At 74.2% G+C, this 17,097-nt stretch carries 16 protein-coding genes; 11 read left to right on the top strand and 5 right to left on the bottom strand.

From position 1 onward, the window contains the following. Positions 1-185: 185 nt before the first annotated feature. Complete coding sequence (locus ACLFMI_RS03660) at positions 186-1,187, bottom strand: LacI family DNA-binding transcriptional regulator (protein ID WP_410946263.1); 1,002 nt, start codon at positions 1,185-1,187, stop codon at positions 186-188. Between the two features lie 88 nt (positions 1,188-1,275). Here ACLFMI_RS03660 and ACLFMI_RS03655 point away from each other — a divergent pair, with 88 nt between their 5' ends. Then, positions 1,276-2,925 carry a glycoside hydrolase family 13 protein gene (locus ACLFMI_RS03655; protein ID WP_410946262.1) on the top strand — a complete coding sequence of 550 codons (1,650 nt, stop codon included), beginning with the start codon at positions 1,276-1,278 and terminating at the stop codon, positions 2,923-2,925. Positions 2,926-3,180: 255 nt separating this feature from the next. Here the strand turns inward: ACLFMI_RS03655 and ACLFMI_RS03650 are convergent, their stop codons facing one another. Both ACLFMI_RS03650 and ACLFMI_RS03645 read right to left on the bottom strand, forming a co-directional pair. Further along, complete coding sequence (locus ACLFMI_RS03650) at positions 3,181-3,690, bottom strand: DIP1984 family protein (protein ID WP_410946261.1); 510 nt, start codon at positions 3,688-3,690, stop codon at positions 3,181-3,183. Positions 3,691-3,740: 50 nt separating this feature from the next. Beyond that, a complete protein-coding gene (locus ACLFMI_RS03645; protein WP_410946260.1) occupies positions 3,741-4,661 on the bottom strand; it encodes an SDR family NAD(P)-dependent oxidoreductase in 921 nt (306 codons plus the stop codon). 194 nt (positions 4,662-4,855) lie between these two features. On the opposite strand from ACLFMI_RS03645, the gene ACLFMI_RS03640 reads away from it, so the two are divergent. From ACLFMI_RS03640 to ACLFMI_RS03595, 10 genes are all read left to right on the top strand, one after another. Then, a complete protein-coding gene (locus ACLFMI_RS03640) occupies positions 4,856-5,449 on the top strand; it encodes a TetR/AcrR family transcriptional regulator (protein ID WP_410946259.1) in 594 nt (197 codons plus the stop codon). Between the two features lie 99 nt (positions 5,450-5,548). Further along, entirely contained in the window at positions 5,549-6,058 is a 510-nt protein-coding gene (locus ACLFMI_RS03635) for a MarR family winged helix-turn-helix transcriptional regulator (protein WP_410946258.1), read from the top strand. 162 nt (positions 6,059-6,220) lie between these two features. After that, entirely contained in the window at positions 6,221-7,489 is a 1,269-nt protein-coding gene (locus ACLFMI_RS03630; protein ID WP_410946257.1) for an FAD-dependent monooxygenase, read from the top strand. A 45-nt stretch (positions 7,490-7,534) separates the two neighbouring features. Continuing rightward, positions 7,535-8,965 (top strand): MFS transporter, encoded by a 1,431-nt coding sequence (locus ACLFMI_RS03625; protein ID WP_410946256.1) that lies wholly within the window; start codon positions 7,535-7,537, stop codon positions 8,963-8,965. Beyond that, positions 8,962-9,762, top strand: coding sequence for an FAD binding domain-containing protein (locus ACLFMI_RS03620; protein ID WP_410946255.1), 801 nt, complete (start codon positions 8,962-8,964; stop codon positions 9,760-9,762). Before ACLFMI_RS03625 ends, ACLFMI_RS03620 begins: the two co-directional genes overlap by 4 nt. Beyond that, complete coding sequence (locus tag ACLFMI_RS03615) at positions 9,755-12,133, top strand: xanthine dehydrogenase family protein molybdopterin-binding subunit (RefSeq protein ID WP_410946254.1); 2,379 nt, start codon at positions 9,755-9,757, stop codon at positions 12,131-12,133. The genes ACLFMI_RS03620 and ACLFMI_RS03615 overlap by 8 nt, the downstream gene beginning before the upstream one ends. Beyond that, positions 12,130-12,663 (top strand): (2Fe-2S)-binding protein, encoded by a 534-nt coding sequence (locus tag ACLFMI_RS03610; RefSeq protein WP_410946253.1) that lies wholly within the window; start codon positions 12,130-12,132, stop codon positions 12,661-12,663. The genes ACLFMI_RS03615 and ACLFMI_RS03610 overlap by 4 nt, the downstream gene beginning before the upstream one ends. Beyond that, positions 12,660-13,337: an isochorismatase family protein gene (locus ACLFMI_RS03605; RefSeq protein WP_410946252.1), complete on the top strand. Its 678-nt coding sequence runs from the start codon at positions 12,660-12,662 to the stop codon at positions 13,335-13,337. The genes ACLFMI_RS03610 and ACLFMI_RS03605 overlap by 4 nt, the downstream gene beginning before the upstream one ends. Continuing rightward, entirely contained in the window at positions 13,334-14,197 is an 864-nt protein-coding gene (locus ACLFMI_RS03600; RefSeq protein ID WP_410946251.1) for an alpha/beta fold hydrolase, read from the top strand. Before ACLFMI_RS03605 ends, ACLFMI_RS03600 begins: the two co-directional genes overlap by 4 nt. A gap of 48 nt (positions 14,198-14,245) precedes the next feature. Beyond that, positions 14,246-14,731, top strand: coding sequence for a hypothetical protein (locus ACLFMI_RS03595; RefSeq protein WP_410946250.1), 486 nt, complete (start codon positions 14,246-14,248; stop codon positions 14,729-14,731). A 9-nt stretch (positions 14,732-14,740) separates the two neighbouring features. On the opposite strand, the gene ACLFMI_RS03590 is transcribed toward ACLFMI_RS03595, so the two are convergent. Continuing rightward, positions 14,741-15,655, bottom strand: a complete 915-nt coding sequence (locus tag ACLFMI_RS03590) for a PfkB family carbohydrate kinase (protein ID WP_410946249.1) — start codon at positions 15,653-15,655, stop codon at positions 14,741-14,743. Next, positions 15,652-17,097, bottom strand: a complete 1,446-nt coding sequence (locus ACLFMI_RS03585; RefSeq protein WP_410946248.1) for a purine-cytosine permease family protein — start codon at positions 17,095-17,097, stop codon at positions 15,652-15,654. Before ACLFMI_RS03585 ends, ACLFMI_RS03590 begins: the two co-directional genes overlap by 4 nt.

Below are 17,097 nucleotides of genomic sequence, written 5' to 3'. Positions count from 1 at the left end.
GATCCGCACGGTGCGCGACGCGCGGGTAGCGGCACGCTGCGCGAGGGTTAAGGGCAGGCCAAGCCCTGACCGCAGAGCCGCCCGAGCGGCACACCAGCGCTGCGGCACGGGCTTGAGGTTCAGCGGGGCCTTAGGTTCAGGGGGCCGGTGGCAGCAGCGGTGTGCCCCTCGCCGGGGGCACCCCCTCAGCCGCGCGGCGGGGCGGTGCTGCCGCGGACGACCAGGCGGGTCGGTAGCTCGGCGGTCTCCGGCGCGGCGCCGTCGAGCGCGTCGAGCAGCGCCCGCGCGGCCAGCTCGCCCTGGCGGCGCACCGGCTGGGCGATCGTGGTGAGATCGGCGACGGCGGCCATCTCGTGGTCGTCGAACCCGACCACCGACACCTGGCCGGGCACGTCCACCCCGGCCCGGCGCAGGGTCCGGACCAGGCCCAGCGCGACCTCGTCGGACATGGCGAACACCGCGGTCGGCAGCCGGGGCAGCGACAGCAGCCCGCCGGCCGCCGCGTCCCCGGCCGCGACGTCCGCGCCCACCTCCAGGACCGGCCCGCGGGCGCGGCCGGACTCGTCGAGGGCCTCGGCCCAGCCGGCCCCGCGGTCCCGGGTGGTGGCCTGGCCGCACGCCTCGTCCGGGTCGAACGAGACCAGCGCGACGCCGTCGTGGCCGAGTCCGACCAGGTGCCGGACGGCCGCCCGCGCACCGGCACGGTCGTCGATCCCGATCCGGGGCCTGCCCGGCATCTCGCCGCCGACGACCACGATCGGCACGTCAAGGGCGTCCAGGACGGCCCGCTCGGCGTCGTCGATCGCGGAGGCGACCACGATCAGCCCGTCGGCCCGCCCGCGCACCGGCAGGGTCGCGAAGAAGTGCGCCCGCCCGGCGGGGTCGCCGACATTGTGCAGCTGCAACGCGTGTCCGCCCGCCGACAGGACCGACTCCACACCGGCGACGGCCTCGGCGAAGAACCAGCGGGTCGGGAAGCGGGCCAGCACCGCCACGGTGACCGCGCGGGCGGGCACCGGATAGCCGAGCGATGCGGCGGCCCGGCGGACCCGGTCCCGGGTTCCGGGCGAGACCGGGGTGCCCTCCCGCAGCGCGCGGGACACGGTCGCCGGCGACACCCCGGCGAGCTCGGCCACCCGTCGGACCCCGGCCCGGCGGACCACCTCGCGCACCGGCTCATCCGTCACGGGGACATCCTCCCCCGACCTCGACAGCTGTTGCAACAGCGTGGAACAGTGTGAGACACCGCTGCACACGAACTCCCCGGGGAGAGGCATGACCGCGACCGCGAACGATCTCGACTGGTGGCGCAACGCCGTCGTCTACCAGGTCTACATCCGCAGCTTCGCCGACGGGAACGGCGACGGCACCGGTGACCTGGCCGGCCTGCGCGGCAAGCTGGACCACATCGCCCGGCTCGGCGTCGACGCGATCTGGATCAACCCGTGGTACCCGTCGCCACTGGCCGACGGGGGCTACGACGTCGCCGACTACCGCGCGATCAACCCGATGTTCGGCGACACCGCGCAGGCCGAGGCACTGATCGCCGAGGCGCACCGGCGCGGGATCAGGGTGCTGCTCGACATCGTCCCGAATCACCACTCCGACGAGCACGCGTGGTTCCGGCAGGCACTCGCCGCCGGTCCCGGATCGCCGGAACGCGATCGCTACGTCTTTCGCGACGGCCGCGGGCCGGACGGCGCGCGGCCGCCGAACAACTGGGAGTCGATGTTCGGCGGGCCGGCCTGGGAACGGGTTCCCGACGGGCAGTGGTACCTGCACCTGTTCGACGTGAAGCAGCCGGACGTGAACTGGGACAACGCCGAGGTCCGGGCGGACTTCGAGCAGACCCTGCGGTTCTGGTTCGACCGCGGCGTCGACGGCTTCCGGATCGACGTCGCCAACGCGATGGTCAAGCAGCCGGGGCTGCCCGACGTCGTGCCGGGCGTCAACGACGTCCAGGACGGCGGCCACCCCTACCTCGACCGCGAGGGGGTGCACGAGGTCTACCGCTCCTGGCGGGCGATCGGCGACTCCTACGACCCGCCGAAGGTCTTCGTGGCCGAGGCGTGGGTGCCCGACCCGGAGCGGCTGGCCCGCTACCTGCGCCCCGACGAGCTGCAGACCGCGTTCAGCTTCAATTTCCTCACCGCGGCCTGGCTCGCCGATGACCTGCGGCGCAACATTGACGACGCGCTCGCCGAGAACGCCGCGGTCGGCGCGCCGGCCACCTGGGTGCTGTCCAACCACGACGTCTGCCGGCACCCGAGCCGGTTGTCCCGCAAGCCGGAGACCGGCCGCGGCTGGAACCTCGACGACGTGCTCGACCTGCCCGCCGACCCCGAGCTGGGCCTGCGCCGGGCCCGCGCCGCGACCCTGCTGATGCTGGCCCTGCCCGGGACCGCCTACCTGTACCAGGGCGAGGAGTTCGGACTGCCCGAGGTCGAGGACATCCCGGCCGAGCGGCTCGACGACCCGACCTGGGAGCTGTCCGGGCACACCGAGCGGGGCCGGGACGGCTGCCGGGTGCCGCTGCCGTGGGCCGCCGAGGAGCCCGCGTTCGGCTTCAGTGCCGGTGCGGCCGCCGAGCCGTGGCTCCCCCAGCCGGACGTCTTCGCCCGGCACGCCGCCGACGTCCAGGAGGCCGCTCCGGACTCGGTGCTGCACCTCTACCGGGACGCGCTGGCGATCCGCCGGGCGCACCCGGCTCTGGGCGGTGGCGAGCTGACCTGGCAGGACTCGCCGGAGGGGACGCTGGCGCTGAGCCGGATCTCGGATGGCGGCGAGGGCGGCTTCACCGCGCTGGTGAACGTCTCGTCGGCGCCGGTGTCGCTGCCCGAGGACGCCGAGGTGCTGCTGGCCAGCGGCTCGCTCACCCCGCGCGACGAGCTGCCGGCCGACACCACGGTCTGGCTGCGGCACTGAGCTCGATCTCCAGAGCGACCGGCCTCCATGGTCAACCCGCCCGTGACCGGCACTGCCGCGAGGTCCCCTGACCCACCCTCACCGGACGGGATCGGCACGTGGTGGTGCGCGGTGCGTGGTGCACCGTCACTCGTGCACCGTTCCGGGCGTGCTCCGTGTGGAGGTGACGCCGCCCGCGGCGCCGAGCAAGTGGGCCGGAAGTACCGCCGACCCTCGGTGTGTGCCCGCTCCCCGACCGGCTACCGACTCGCGTCCCTACTCCAACACGGCGGTCGTCCAGTTCACCCGCTGGATCCGGGCGTCCAGCTCGCGCAGCCGACGCGCGACGCCGTCGGCCTCCTCGCGCAGCCGCGGCACCGGCAGGGCCGAGACCTGGCGCAGCTCCGAGTGCAGCTGGCGCCCGCCGAACCGGACACGGTCGTCCTGACCGGACGCCGCGTCTGCCGCCGCGACCAGCAACGAGTGCCGCATCCGGAGGACGTCCCGGCGGGCCAGCGCGTCGGTCATCGTCCCGTCGGCACCGAGATCGGTGGCCGAGTTGGTCCGGTTGATCCGCCGGATCAGGTCCTCCAGCTCGGTCAGGGTCACGCCGGCCTGCTCGAGCAGGGCAGCGGCGTCCTCGGACGGCTCGTCGCCCTCCTGGTGCCGCGCGTTCGCCGTGATCCGGCCCCGGAGCGAGTCGAGCCGGTTGCGCAGCTCGCCCCGGCGGGCCAGCGCCTCGGCCAGCGAGCTCCCGGGCGGGATCGCCTCTCCTGCAGTCGTCACGACGTCCAGGGTCGTTCGATCTCCGCCCGGGCGCGACCGGATTGCACCGATCAGGCCACGACGGGCAGCCCGGAGAACCACACCTCGCGCAGCGTGCGCTCGGTCCAGCGCCAGACCCGGCGGGCGACGACCGGGTCCACGGCGTGCGCGGCCACCCCGGGCCCGATCTCGGGTCCCGCCGGGCCGGCCTCGGCACCGTCCTCGAAGTAGCGTCCGCTGATCCCCCCGGTCAGCGGTGACGCCGCGACCAGCACGACGGTCGCGGCGCCCTGTTCCGGGGGCCGTGCGGCCGGCCCGGGGTGCACGGCGTTCACCGCGATCCCGTCCCCGGACCAGCGCCGGGCCGCCTCGACCGTGTGCAGCACCGCGGCGGTCCGGGACCGCGCGTGGGCCAGCGCGGTGTCGTACCGGGTCGCGGCGAAGTGCGGGTCGTCCAGGTCGAACGGGGCACGCTGGTGCGCGTTCGAGGTGACCGCGACGACCCGGGCGCCGTCCACCGCGGTGAGCGCCCAGTGCAGACCGGAGCTCAGCGCGGCCGGGCCGAGGTGGTTGACGGCCAGGTGCAGTTCCCACTCGTCGACGGTGTGGGTCAGCGGCGCGCCCGCCACCCCGGCGGCGTGCACCAGCATGTGCAGCGGGCCGTCCCAGAGCCGCACGAAGCGGGCGATCGAACGCTGGTCGGCGAGGTCGAGCTCGCCGACCCGGATCTGCTCGTTGCCGGTGGCATCGACGATGGCGGACCGGGCGAGCGCCCCGGCGTCGGCGTCCCGGACGGCGAGGGTGACCTCGGCCCCCGCGCCGGCCAGGGCGTGCGCGGTCGCCAGCCCGACGCCGGTGGTGGCGCCGGTGACGACCGCGCGGCGGCCGGTCAGGTCGACGCCGGCCAGCACCTCGTCGGCGGTCGGGCAGGCGTCCGGGGCCGCGACGGCCGGGTGGGACGGGGATCGGGTGGACGTGGGCCGGAAGAACATGGCGGTGATCCCTTCTTGCTCCCCGGACCTGCGGGCGACGACAGCGGCAGCAGCGGCGATGAGCGGGCGCCGGCGGTCGGCACGGATCCGGAGCGGAAAACGGAGGACTCTCCGTATGACTCGGAACTCTATCCGGAGGATCCTCCGCATCGCAAGCCGTATCGTGGAGCCGATCGCGTTCGAGGAGGCTCGACATGCCCACCGGCACCGGCGGACCCGGCACCCGTCCCGCGCTGCGCGCGGACGCCGCCCGCAACCGCGAGCTGCTGCTCACCGCGGCCGTGCGCGCGTTCACCACCGAGAGCGGCGGCGGCCCGCCGGCCACCCTGGACGGCATCGCGAAGGACGCCGGCGTCGGCATCGGCACCCTCTACCGGCACTTCCCGAACCGGGACGCGCTGGTCGAGGCCGTCTACCGCAACGAGCTGGACCGGCTCTGCGCGGCCGCGACCGAACTGCGTGCGGAGCTGCCTGCCGACCGCGCCCTGCGCGCCTGGATGGACCGGTTCGTCGACTACGTGATCACCAAGAAGCAGCTCGCCGACTCGCTGCACACCCTCGTCGCGTGCGGCCGGAACCCGTTCGCCCAGAGCCGGGAGCGGATGATCGAGGCGGTGCGCTCACTGCAGGAGGCCGGCATCGCCGAGGGCACCCTGCGCTCCGACGTGGATGCCGCGGACGTGCTGGTCGGGACCAGCGGGATCTGCATGGCCGTCGCCGACCCGGAGGGCCGCACCCAGGCCGGACGCCTGCTGGACCTGCTGGTCGACGGGCTGCGACCGCGCTGAACCGGCGTCGCCGGCCACCCACGCCCGGTGATCGTCCGGACACGTAGGATCGGCAGCGGTTCCGGACGCCCGGTCCGGGACGGGGGCTACGGAGGGATCATGGAGGAGCCGCTGCGCCGCGGACGCGAGCAGCCGCCCGTCGACGCCGCCCCGCCCGCCGACCTGGTCGCCGCCCCCGGCTACGGCGCCCGCCGGATGTACCAGGCCTACCTGGCGGCCTGGAACCGGCACGTCGACCCGGTCCTGACCGGGCCGCAGTTCGCGGTGCTGTCCGCCATCCGGGCCTATCCCGCCTCCGACCAGAGCTCGCTGGCCGGCGCCGTCGCGCTGGACACCTCGACGATGGCCGACGTCTGCCGGCGGATGGAACGCCGCGGCCTGATCTCCCGCACCGAGTCGCCGCGCGACGCCCGGCGCAAGATCCTGTCCCTCACCGCGGACGGGACGGTCGCCCTCGAGGGCGTCACCCGGAGGACCCGGCGACTGGACCAGGAGCTGCTCGCGGCGGTCCCCGAGGAGCGCCGCACCGAGATCGCCGGCCTGCTCAACACCCTGGGCGCGCACTGGGAGGCGGTCGCGGAGCGCGAGGGGCTCGGCGACCCCGCGTGAGCGACACCCGCCGCATGTGAACGGCGGATTACCCAGCGTTTCGATCCGCGTCCGTTCCCGGCAAACTCTTGCGTATCCGGATAGTACGTGCTCGGATGACTTCTCGTTGCGGGCTGTGTCACACCGGCACGGCACCCGCCGGACGCGAGGAGGTAGTCGGCAGTGGCACCGAGCCAGTCCCTGGAGATCACGGTCGTCGGTGGTGGCCTGGGTGGGTTGACCGCCGCGCTGGCACTGCGCCGGCACGGCTTCCGGGTCACCGTGCTGGAGGCCGCCCCCGCCCTCGGCGAGGTCGGCGCGGGCATCCAGACCGCCCCGAACGCCAGCCGGGTACTGATCGGGCTCGGCCTGCGCCCGGAGCTGGAGCGCATCCACACCGCCCCGCAGGACCAGGTCCGGCGCCGCTGGGCGGACGGCACCGTCATCGCCCAGCTCCCGCTCGGGCAGCGCGTGGTCGACGCCTATGGCGCCCCGTACTGGCACTACCACCGGGCCGACCTGCACCGGGTGCTGCTCGACGCGTGCCTCGACCCGGGCGGCCCCGGCCCGGTGGTCGGCGTGCACACCGACGCGAAGGTCGTCGAGCTGGACCGCTCGGACGCCGACCGGCCGGTGGCGGTCACCGCCCGCGGCCTGCGCGTCGCCGGGGACGTCCTGGTCGGGGCCGACGGTATCCGTTCCGGCGTGCGCGACCTGGCCGGGTTCGACGACTCGCTGCTCTTCTCCGGCGAGATGGCCTACCGGGCGCTGATCCCGGGTGACCTGATCGCGGCCGACCCGGCGACCCGGTTCCTCCTCGACCGCTACCACTCGACGATCTGGTACGGCCCGGACAAGCACCTGGTGCACTACGTCATCCGGCAGGGCGAGTTCCTCAACGTCGTCGCGATCGTGCCGTGCACGCCGGAGGTCGAGCGGGACTGGACCGCCCCGGCTCCGGTCGAGGACCTGGTGGAGGCCTTCGCCGACTGGGACGACCGGGTCCCGGCGATGCTGTCCAAGGCCAAGGAGGACGTCGCCGCCTTCGCGCTGTACCACCGCCGCCGCGACCCGCTGTGGGTGGACGGCCGGGTCGCCCTGCTCGGCGACGCCTGCCACGCGATGCTGCCCTACCAGGCCCAGGGCGCCTCCCAGGCGATGGAGGACGCGGCGGTGCTCGCCGAGGAGCTCGGCGCGACCGGCCGGTCCGGCGTCGACACCGCGCTGGCGCGTTACGTGCACCGCCGGGCCAAGCACGCCGGGATGGTGCAGGACGCCTCATGGCAGAACATGAGCTTCTACCACCTCCCCGACGGGCCGGCGCAGCGCGAGCGCGACGAGAAGCTGCGCCGCTTCGACGGCGAGTCCGACGTCTCCTACGACTGGCTCTGGCGCGGATCACCGCTGCAGGATCCGGACAACGAGGCCATCACCTACCAGTTCGCCCGCTGACCGACCCTCCACCGAACCCCTCCATCGAATCGAGGAGTACCGACAATGCGTACCGGAGACCAGGTCGTCCAGGACCTGCCCTGGCGGTGGGGCGTCCAAGGCAAGATCTTCATCATCGGCGGCCTCGGCTACATGTTCGACGCCTGGGACGTCGCCCTCAACGGCTTCCTCACCCCGCTGCTCGGTGCCGAGTTCGACCTGTCCACCGGACAGCGCGGTCTCGTCGCGACGGCCAACCTGATCGGCATGGCGGTCGGCGCCATCGCGTTCGGCACGATCGCCGACCGGATCGGCCGCAAGCGCGTCTTCACCATCACGCTGATGATCTTCGCGTTGTTCTCCGTGCTCGGCGCGCTGTCGCCGAACTGGGAGATCTTTCTGCTGCTGCGCTTCCTGGCCGGCGTCGGCCTGGGTGGCTGCATCCCGGTCGACTACGCGATCGTCGGCGAGTTCTCGCCACGCAAGCAGCGCGGCAAGGTACTCGCCGCGATGGACGGCTGGTGGCCGGTCGGCACCACGCTGGCCGGTGTCTCGGCGACCCTGCTGGTCCCGGTCGACGGCAACTGGCGCTGGATGCTCGCGCTGATGGTGCTGCCCGCGCTGCTGCTGGTCTGGATCCGCCGCGGCGTCCCGGAGTCCCCGCTCTACCTGGCCCGCACCGGACGCGAGACCGAGGCCCGCGCCGTCATCGACGACATGGCCGCCCGCACCGGCGCGGCCCCCGAGCCGTACGTCATCGCGGCCACCCCGCGCAGCGCAGGCGGAGCGGGCATCGACACGGCTCCCGAACCGGTCCGATCCGGCCGGCGCGGTGCCGGGGTGATCCTGGAGCAGCTGAAGCTGGTCTGGGCGTTCTCCCCGAAGATCACCGGTGTGGCGTGGGCGCTGTTCGTCTCGGTCATGGTCGTCTACTACGCCGCGCTGTCCTGGATGCCCTCGATCCTGCGGGCGCAGAGCATGGGCGAGGTCGCCGCGTTCGGTTCGACCACGATCATGAACGCGGTCGGCATCCTCGGCGTCATCACCTCGGTGCTGCTGGTCGAGACGCTCGGCCGCAAGTGGGTGATCGGGATGGCCGCCCCGCTGGCCGCGCTGTCGCTGATCGTGTTCTCGCTGGTCATCGAGTCCTCGACGGCGGCCATCGTGATGATCGCGGTCTTCGGGTTCTTCGCCCTCGTCGTCATCCCGGTGATGTACGCCTACGTCTCCGAGCTCTACCCGACCGAGCTGCGGGCGTCCGGATTCGGCTGGGCCTCGTCGTCCAGCCGGGCGGTCACCGGGTTCGTCCCGCTGATCTTCGGCAGCCTGCTGTGGCCGGTCCTCGGCCTGCCGCTCACCTTCACGGTGATGGGCCTGGTCGTCGTCGCCGCGGTGTTGTTCATGGCCTTCTGCGCCCCGGAGACCAAGGGCCGCGAGCTGGACCGGATCACCGGGACCGAGGAGCAGCTCGATCCGGAGGCGGTGGAGAAGGCGTGAAGCCCGCCGCATTCACCTACCACCGGGCGTCGTCGGTGGCCGGGGCCGTGACGCTGCTCGGCGAGCTGGCCGACGAGGACCCCAAGGTCCTCGCCGGCGGGCAGAGCCTGGTCGCGATGATGAACTTCCGGATGGCGCGGCCCGGGCACCTGGTCGACATCACCCACGTGCCCGACCTGGCCGGCATCCGGCGGTCCGTCGGTGACGACGGCAGGGCCGCGCTGCGGATCGGCGCGCTGACCACGCACCGCGCGGTGGAGAAGGCCGACCTCGGACCGGACTTCGCGGTGCTGTCGGCGGCGATGCGCTGGGTCGGGCACCTGCCGATCCGGACCCGCGGCACCGTCGGCGGCTCGATCGCGCACGCCGACGCGACCGCCGAGTGGTGCCTGCTGGCGGTACTGCTGGACGCCCGGATCATCGTCGAGGGCCCGGCCGGGCGCCGGGAGATCGGCGCGAGCGAGTTCTTCCTCGGCCCGTTCAGCACCGCGCTGGAACCCGACGAGGTGATCGTGGAGGTCGTGTTCGGCCGCCCGGCGCCGCGAGCGGCCCTGACCGAGTACGCCGACCGGCGCGGTGACTTCGCCGTCGTCGCGGCCGGGGCCGACCTGGACACCGGGTCGGTCGTGCTGGGCGGGGTCAGTTCCGTGCCGCTGCTGGTCCGGCCGGCAGGCACGATCGACGAGATCGCCGACGCGCCGGAGCTGCGCGACGAGCCGGGCGCACCGGCCGCATACCGGCGCGGGCTGGTCCGGACCCTGGTGGACCGGGCCCGGAAGGAGGCTCGCGATGGCTGAACCCGGCTTCCGACCCGACGGCACCTGGGTGGGTGCCGACGTGCCGCGACGCGAGGACCCGCGGCTGCTCACCGGCCGCGGCCGGTTCGTCGACGACCTCACACTGCCCCGGATGCTGCACGCCGCGTTCGTGCGCAGCTCGGAGGCCCATGCCCGGATCACCGGGCTCGACCTGTCCGAGGTGCGCGAGGTGCCCGGCGTCGTCGCCGCGTTCGACGCCGCCGACCTGGGCCTCGCCGACATCACCGCGCTGCTCGACCGGCCCGCCGAGGAGTTCACTCCCACCGCGATGCCGGTGCTGGCCCGGGACCGGGTCCGCTACGCCGGCGAGCCCCTCGCGGTCGTCGTCGCGACCGACCCGTACGCGGCCGAGGACGGCGTCGAGGCCGCGATCGTCGAGTACGACCCGCTCGACCCGGTCGTCACCGAGGCCACGGCGCTGGCCGCGGCCGGCACCCCGGTGCACGAGGAGGCGCCCGGCAACGTGCTGGTCGACGTCTCGCTGTTCGCGACCGAGGGCATCGACGACGTGTTCGCCTCCGCGGCCGCGTCGTCCGACGACGTCGTGGTCACCGTCGAGGCGAACACCGGGCGGCAGAACGCCCTGCCGCTGGAGACCCGCGGCGTCGTCGCCGACTGGGACGACCGCGACGAGCAGCTGGTCGTCCGCACCTGTACCCAGGTCCCGCACCAGGTCCGCACGGTGCTGGCCCGCTGCGCCGGGCTGGACGAGAAGCAGGTCCGGGTCACCGTGCCGGACATGGGCGGCGGGTTCGGCCAGAAGTGCGTGGTCGGCCGCGAGGAGATCGCCGCCGCGGCGGCCGCCCGGCGGCTGCGCCGTCCGGTGAAGTGGATCGAGGACCGGCGGGAGGCGCTCACCGCGAGCTTCCTGGCCCGCGAGCAGCACTACACCGCCCGCGCCGCGTTCTCCGGTGACGGGACGATCCTGGCCCTGGACGTCGACGTCGTCTGCGACATGGGCGCCTACTCCTGCTACCCGTTCACGGCCGGCATCGAGCCGCTGATGGCCTCGGCCGAGATGCCCGGGGTCTACCGGTTGCCGTCCTACCGGGTGCGCGGGCGGGCCGTGACCACGAACAAGGCGCCGACCGCGCCGTACCGCGGCGTGTCCCGGCCGCAGTACGTGATGGTGATGGAACGGCTGATGGAGCGGGCCGCCCGCGAGCTGGACCTCGACCCGCTCGACGTCCGCCGGCGCAACCTGATCACCGAGTTCCCGTACCGCGGCATCAACAACGTCACCTACGACCCCGGGTCCTACCTGGAGTCGCTGAACCTGTGCGAGCAGGTGCTGCGCGACGAGGGCTGGCTCTCCCGCGGTGGGCCCGACCGCGACGGCCGGGTGATCGGGATCGGGTACTCCTGCTTCTCCGAGCGCACCGGTTACGGCTCCGGCGCGTTCGCGCAGCGCAAGATGCAGGTCGTGCCCGGGTTCGACCTCTCGCAGATCACGATGGACCTGAACGGGACCGTCACGGTCACCACCGGCACGCTCTCGCACGGCCAGAGCCACGAGACGACGTTCGCCCAGATCGTCGCCGACCGGCTCGGCGTCGACTACGACAAGGTCAAGATCGTGCAGGGCGACACCGACCGGGTCACCTACGGCTGGGGCTCGTTCGCCTCCCGCTCGGTCACCATCGGCGGGTCCGCGGCGTCGGCCGCCGCGGTGAAGCTCTGCGACCAGCTCTGCTCACTCGCCGCGCACCTGGCCGGTGTGGACATCGACTCGACCGGGCTGGACGGCCACGGCGGGGTCCGGGCCGGGGACCGGACGTTCACCTTCGCCGAGCTCGCCGACGTCGCCTACCTGAAGGCGCACCTGCTGCCCAAGGACGTCGGCCCCGGGCTGACCGCGACGGCGAGCTTCGACGTCGGCGGGGACGGCACGTTCTCCAACGCCACCCACGGCTGCGTGGTCGCACTCGACCCGGGCACCGGCGGCGTCGAGATCCTGCGCTACGTCTGCGTGGAGGACTGCGGGGTCGCGATCCACCCGCGGGTCGTCGAGGGCCAGGCCCGCGGCGGCATCGCGCAGGGCATCGCCGGTGCGCTGTTCGAGCAGGTCACCTACGACGAGCTCGGCCAGCCGCTGGCGCCCAGCTTCATGGAGTACAAGGTGCCCACCGCCGCGGAGATCCCGGACGTGCGGATCGAGCACCTGGAGACGCCGTGCGCGTTCACCGCGAACGGCGCCAAGGGGGCCGGCGAGGGCGGCACGATCGGTGCCCCGGCCGCCGTGCTCAACGCCGTCAACGACGCGCTGCGGCCCACCGGCGTCGAGCTGGACGCCACCCCGATCCCCCGTTCCGCGATCTTCGCGGCGCTCTCCCCGGAGGTGACCCGATGACCGACGTCCAGCTCGTCGAGCTGACCGTCAACGGCGAGCGGCACGACCTGGCGATCCCGCCCCGGCGCACGCTGGCCGACGTGCTCCGGCACGATCTCGGCCTGACCGGCACCCACCTCGGCTGCGAGCACGGCATCTGCGGGGCCTGCACGGTGCTCGTCGACGATCAGCCGGCCCGGTCCTGCCTGCTGTTCGCCGCGCAGGTGGAGAACGCCACGATCCGCACCGTGGAGTCGCTGTCCGATCCGGACGGTGGGCTGTCGGACCTGCAGCGGTGCTTCGCCGAGCGGCACGGCCTGCAGTGCGGGTTCTGCACGCCCGGGTTCCTGATGCTCGCCGAGGGCTACCTGGCCGAGGAACCGGACGCGACCCGCGAGGAGATCCGCGAGGTCGTCGCCTCCAACCTGTGCCGGTGCACCGGCTACCAGACCATCGTCGACGCCGTCGACGACTACGCGTCCCGCCGCCGCGCGGCACTGCAGTCCGCGCTCGACGCGGCACCGACCACGACCGCGGGGAGCACCGCATGAGCCTGCACGGCAGCGAGACCGACGCCACCTACGACCGGGCCGGGTTCGGCGCCGGCGCCCGCCGCGGCAACCGGCCCGCGGTCGTCGTGGTGGACCTGACCGCCGGATTCACCGACCCGGCGTACCCCACCGGCTCGGACCTGTCCGACGTGGTCGCCGCGACGTCGACGCTGGTGGCCGCAGCCCGGTCGGCCGGCGCCCCGGTCGTCTGGACGACGATCGCCTTCACCCCGGCCGAGCGCGACACGCTGCCCTGGCTGGTCAAGGTCCCGGGGATGCGCGGGCTGGTCGTGGGGTCCGACGCGGTCGCGTTCGACGACCGGCTCCCGGTCGACGACGCCGATCACGTGATCACCAAGAAGGGCGCCTCGGCGTACTTCGACACCGGGTTGGCCGCGCTGCTCACCGCGTCCGGGGTGGACACCGTGCTGGTGTGCGGGGCGACCACCAGCGGGTGCGTCCGGGCCACCGCGGTGGACGCCGTCCAGTCCGGGTTCGGGGTGCTCGTACCCCGGGACTGCGTCGGCGACCGCGCTGCGGGCCCGCACGAGGCCAACCTGTTCGACATCCAGGCCAAGTACGGCGATGTGGTCGGCCTCGACGAGGCTCTCGCGTATCTGAAGGACCGCGACACGGAGGTCCTGACGGACCGCGACACGGAGGATCGGGCATGAACCGCACGCTGACCACCCGCCAGGTCCGGCAGGACGCGCTCGCCGATCTCGCCGACGTCCCGGCGACCTCGCGCTGGGTGCGCCACGACGGCCTGGCCCTGCACGCGCTCGACTACGGCGGCTCCGGGGTCCCGGTGCTGGTGCTGCCCGGGATCACCAGCCCCGCGGCGACCATGGACTTCGTCGCGCGCGAGCTCACCGACCTGTGCCGCCCGGTGGTGCTCGACGTGCGCGGGCGCGGGCTGTCCGACTCCGGGACCTCCTGGTCGCTCGACGACTACGCCTCCGACGCGCTCGCCGTGCTGTCCGCACTGGACCTGGGCGCCGAGCCGGTGCTGCTCGGGCACTCGATGGGCGCCCGGATCGCCGCCGTCGCCGCCGTGCGGGCGGGGCGTGACCGGCCGCTGCGCGGGACCGTGCTGGTCGACCCGCCGCTGTCCGGGCCCGGCCGCGGTCCCTACCCGACCACGTGCGAGGCGTTCCTCGGCCAGCTCGCCGAGGCCGTGCGCGGCACCGACGCCGACGAGGTCGCCGCGTCCTGGCCGCGCTGGCCGCGCCGCGAGCAGGAGCTGCGGGCGCGCTGGCTGTCGTCCTGCGACGAGGCCGCGATCCGGGCCACGCACGCCGGGTTCGAGTCCGAGGATTTCTTCACCGCGTGGCCGTCGGTGCCCGCGCCGTCGACGGTGCTCTACGGAGCGGACTCCCCCGTCGTCCCGTCCGCGGGTGCCGCGGAGATCGCCGCGGCGAACCCGGGCGCCGAGCTGGTCCGGATCCCGGACGCCGGGCACATGGTCTTCTGGGACAACCCGGCCGAGGCGCTGCGACTGCTGCGCGACGCACTGGAGGCGCTGGTCGGCTGACCGGCCCGGCCCCTGCCGATCTCGCGGCCGCGGCCTACTGTCGGGGACGTGCGTACCCGACCCAAGCCCGGCCCGCGCCCGTTCCGGGCCGCCGCCTGCCTCGTGGCCCTGGCGATCGCGGCCGCCGGCTGCTCCACGGGACCGGCGACGATCGAGCGGACCGACCCGCCGGCGTCCGACCAGCAGTCGGCGTCGGACCGGGTCGGCGGCGAGGGGGCCGACGCCTTGCGCACCAAGTTCCGGTTCTTCGCCGCGGACGCCTGCGCCACCGGTGCCCCGGCCGAGACCTACCCCCGTTGCGGGCGGTTCACGACCGAGATCCGCAACGTGGTCCCCCAGGTGCGCCAGGACGTCCCGGCCGCCGCCGGGACGGCGGACACCGTCGAGCAGGCACTGGACCGGTTCGCCGCGGCCGGCTGCGAGGCCGCGCCGGACGCCGCCGGGACCGGCGACCCGGGGACCTGCGGGCCGCTGTTCGGCGAGGTGCAGCGCACCACCCGAGAGATGGCGCGCGCGGTCGGCACCCCCGGCTGAGGAGCCGGGTCAGACCGCGAGCAGCGCGTCCACCTGCGCCCGGGTCGGTGCCGTCGCCGGGCCGTGCCGGCTCACGGCCAGCGCGGCAGCGGCGTTCGCCCGCCGCGCGGCCTCGCTCCAGCCGGTGCCCCGCAACAGCTCGGCCCCGAGCACCCCGCAGTGCGCATCACCGGCACCGTTGGTGTCGACGGCCCGCACCGGGGGCGCCGGGACGGACTCGAGGTGCCCGTCGCGGACCAGCAGGCAGCCCTCGGCGCCGACGCGCACCACGACGACCGCTCCGTCCGGCAGCTGCCGGGCGAGTTCCCGGCCGGCACCGGCCACCGCCGGCTCACCGGTCAGCAGGCGGGCCTCCCGGGCGTTGCAGCTCAGCACGCCGGTCGCGGCGAGCATCCGGGCCCAGGTGTCCGGCGGGACGTCGGACACCAGCGGCCCGGGATCGAGCAGCACGCTCGCCGCCGTGGCCGCCGTGGCCGCCGCGGCGGCCACGACCTGCTCGGCCTTGTCCGGGACGAGCAGGCTGTAGCCGGACACGTAGAGCACGTCCTGCGGCGTACTGGGCGCCAACCCGGCCGCCAGGCCGGACTCGACCCCGCTGCCGGTCACGAACGTGCGCTCCCCGGACGGTTCGATCAGGGTCACGCAGACGCCGGTGTCGCCGTGCGGGTCCGGCGCGGCCACGACCGTGACCCCCTCGGCGGCGAGCGCCGCCCGCACCAGCTCCCCGCGCGGCCCGGTGCCGTGCCCGCCGGCGTAGACCACCGGGGCACCGGCCCGGGCGGCCGCGGCGACGACGTTGAACCCACCGCCGGGGAGCATGACGGTGTCCGAGGCGAGGACGTCGCCGCCGGGCGGGGGCAGCGACGGCACCCGCATGACCAGGTCGACGAGCACCTGCCCGGTGTGCACCAGCCGGCCGGTCACCGTGGTTCCCGGGCCCCGCCGAGCAGCCCGTACCCGCCGGCCGCCACGACGAAGGTGATCACCCAGGCCAGGCCGTTCTCGCCGAGCCAGGTCCCCGCCAGCGGGCCGGTGAACCACGGGGCCGACGACGGGCCGACCGTCGCGAACAGGTACCCGACGACGATCGCGACCGCCCAGGCCGTCGTGGCCCGTGGCTCTATCCCGCCGCGATACCAGTAGCGGCCGGCACGCGTGGTGTCGACCAGGGCGTCCGGGTCGTAGTGCCGGCGGCGCAGCATGTCGGCCGCGAACACGCCGACCCACGCGGTGCTCGGGATCGCCAGGGCGCTGATGAAGGCGACGAACGGTGTGTAGAAGCCGTCCGCGACCAGCATGAAGTAGATCGCGCCGAGGAAGGTCACCAGCGCGTCGACGACCACCGCGTACACCCGCGGCACCTTCAGGCCGAGGGTCAGCGTGGTGAGCCCGGCCGAGTACACCGACAGGTGGTTGGCCAGCAGCAGCCCGCCGAACGCGGCGACCAGGTACGGGATCGCCATCCAGGCCGGGAGCAGGTCGCGGATCGCGGCGACCGGGTCACCGGCCTCGGCCAGCGTCGGGTCGCCGGCCGCGAGCAGGCTGCCCAGCGAGATCAGCAGCACCAGCGGGATCCCGGCGCCCGCGGCCGCCGAGGCCACCAGCGAGCCGGCCCGCACCGACGGCGACTGATAGCGCGACATGTCGGCCGACGCGTTGACCCAGCCGATCCCGGTCCCGGCCGCGATCACGCCGATCCCGGCCACCACCGCTCCGGCCGGGGCCGGCGCCGCCGTCGTGACGGCGGTCCAGTCGACCGTCGCGACCAGGAAGCCGCCGACCACGATGTTGAGCGCGCCGAACACCCAGGTCGCCCAGCGCTGGACGGCCACGAGCACGCCGTGCCCGAGTCCCGCGACGAGCACCGTGCAGAGCACGAAGACCGCGATGCACGCGATCGTGATGACCGGGTGCTCCTTCGCCGCCGGGCTCGTGCCGGCGACGATCGTGACCAGCGACAGCAGGGCGAACGCGGCCGTCGTCGTGTTGACCGTCTCCCAGCCGAGCCGGGAGATCAGCGACACCAGCGTCGGGCCGATGTTGCCGCGCGCGCCGAACACGGCCCGGGACAGGGTCAGCCCGGGGGCGCCGCCACGGCGGCCCGCGATCGAGATGGCCCCGACGATCGCGAACGAGCCGACGGCCCCCAGCACCGCGGCGATGACCGCCTGCCAGACCGTGAGCCCGGATGCGACCAGCGTCGCCCCCAGCGGGAGGCCGAGGATCGAGATGTTGGCGGCGAACCAGACCCAGAACAGCTCGCCCGGACGCCCACGGCGTTCGGCGACGGGCACGGGCTCGATGCCACGGGTCTCGAGAGCCCCACCTGTGGAACCGGCGTCGGTGCCGGTCGTACCGGTGGCCAT

Origin of the sequence: Pseudonocardia nantongensis (genome assembly GCF_046546495.1) — a bacterium.
Lineage (GTDB): Bacteria > Actinomycetota > Actinomycetes > Mycobacteriales > Pseudonocardiaceae > Pseudonocardia > Pseudonocardia nantongensis.
Note: the sequence above shows the minus strand (reverse complement) of the source record. Positions and strands in the feature narration are given on the sequence as shown.

What these genes read in the sequence shown, in the direction of transcription:
- ACLFMI_RS03655 (WP_410946262.1), top strand. Translation starts at nt 1,276, where the DNA reads ATGACCGCGACCGCGAACGATCTCGACTGGTGGCGCAACGCCGTCGTC.
- ACLFMI_RS03645 (WP_410946260.1), bottom strand. Translation starts at nt 4,661, where the DNA reads ATGTTCTTCCGGCCCACGTCCACCCGATCCCCGTCCCACCCGGCCGTC.
- ACLFMI_RS03640 (WP_410946259.1), top strand. Translation starts at nt 4,856, where the DNA reads ATGCCCACCGGCACCGGCGGACCCGGCACCCGTCCCGCGCTGCGCGCG.
- ACLFMI_RS03635 (WP_410946258.1), top strand. Translation starts at nt 5,549, where the DNA reads ATGGAGGAGCCGCTGCGCCGCGGACGCGAGCAGCCGCCCGTCGACGCC.
- ACLFMI_RS03625 (WP_410946256.1), top strand. Translation starts at nt 7,535, where the DNA reads ATGCGTACCGGAGACCAGGTCGTCCAGGACCTGCCCTGGCGGTGGGGC.
- ACLFMI_RS03615 (WP_410946254.1), top strand. Translation starts at nt 9,755, where the DNA reads ATGGCTGAACCCGGCTTCCGACCCGACGGCACCTGGGTGGGTGCCGAC.
- ACLFMI_RS03610 (WP_410946253.1), top strand. Translation starts at nt 12,130, where the DNA reads ATGACCGACGTCCAGCTCGTCGAGCTGACCGTCAACGGCGAGCGGCAC.
- ACLFMI_RS03605 (WP_410946252.1), top strand. Translation starts at nt 12,660, where the DNA reads ATGAGCCTGCACGGCAGCGAGACCGACGCCACCTACGACCGGGCCGGG.
- ACLFMI_RS03600 (WP_410946251.1), top strand. Translation starts at nt 13,334, where the DNA reads ATGAACCGCACGCTGACCACCCGCCAGGTCCGGCAGGACGCGCTCGCC.
- ACLFMI_RS03585 (WP_410946248.1), bottom strand. Translation starts at nt 17,097, where the DNA reads ATGGCCACCGGTACGACCGGCACCGACGCCGGTTCCACAGGTGGGGCT.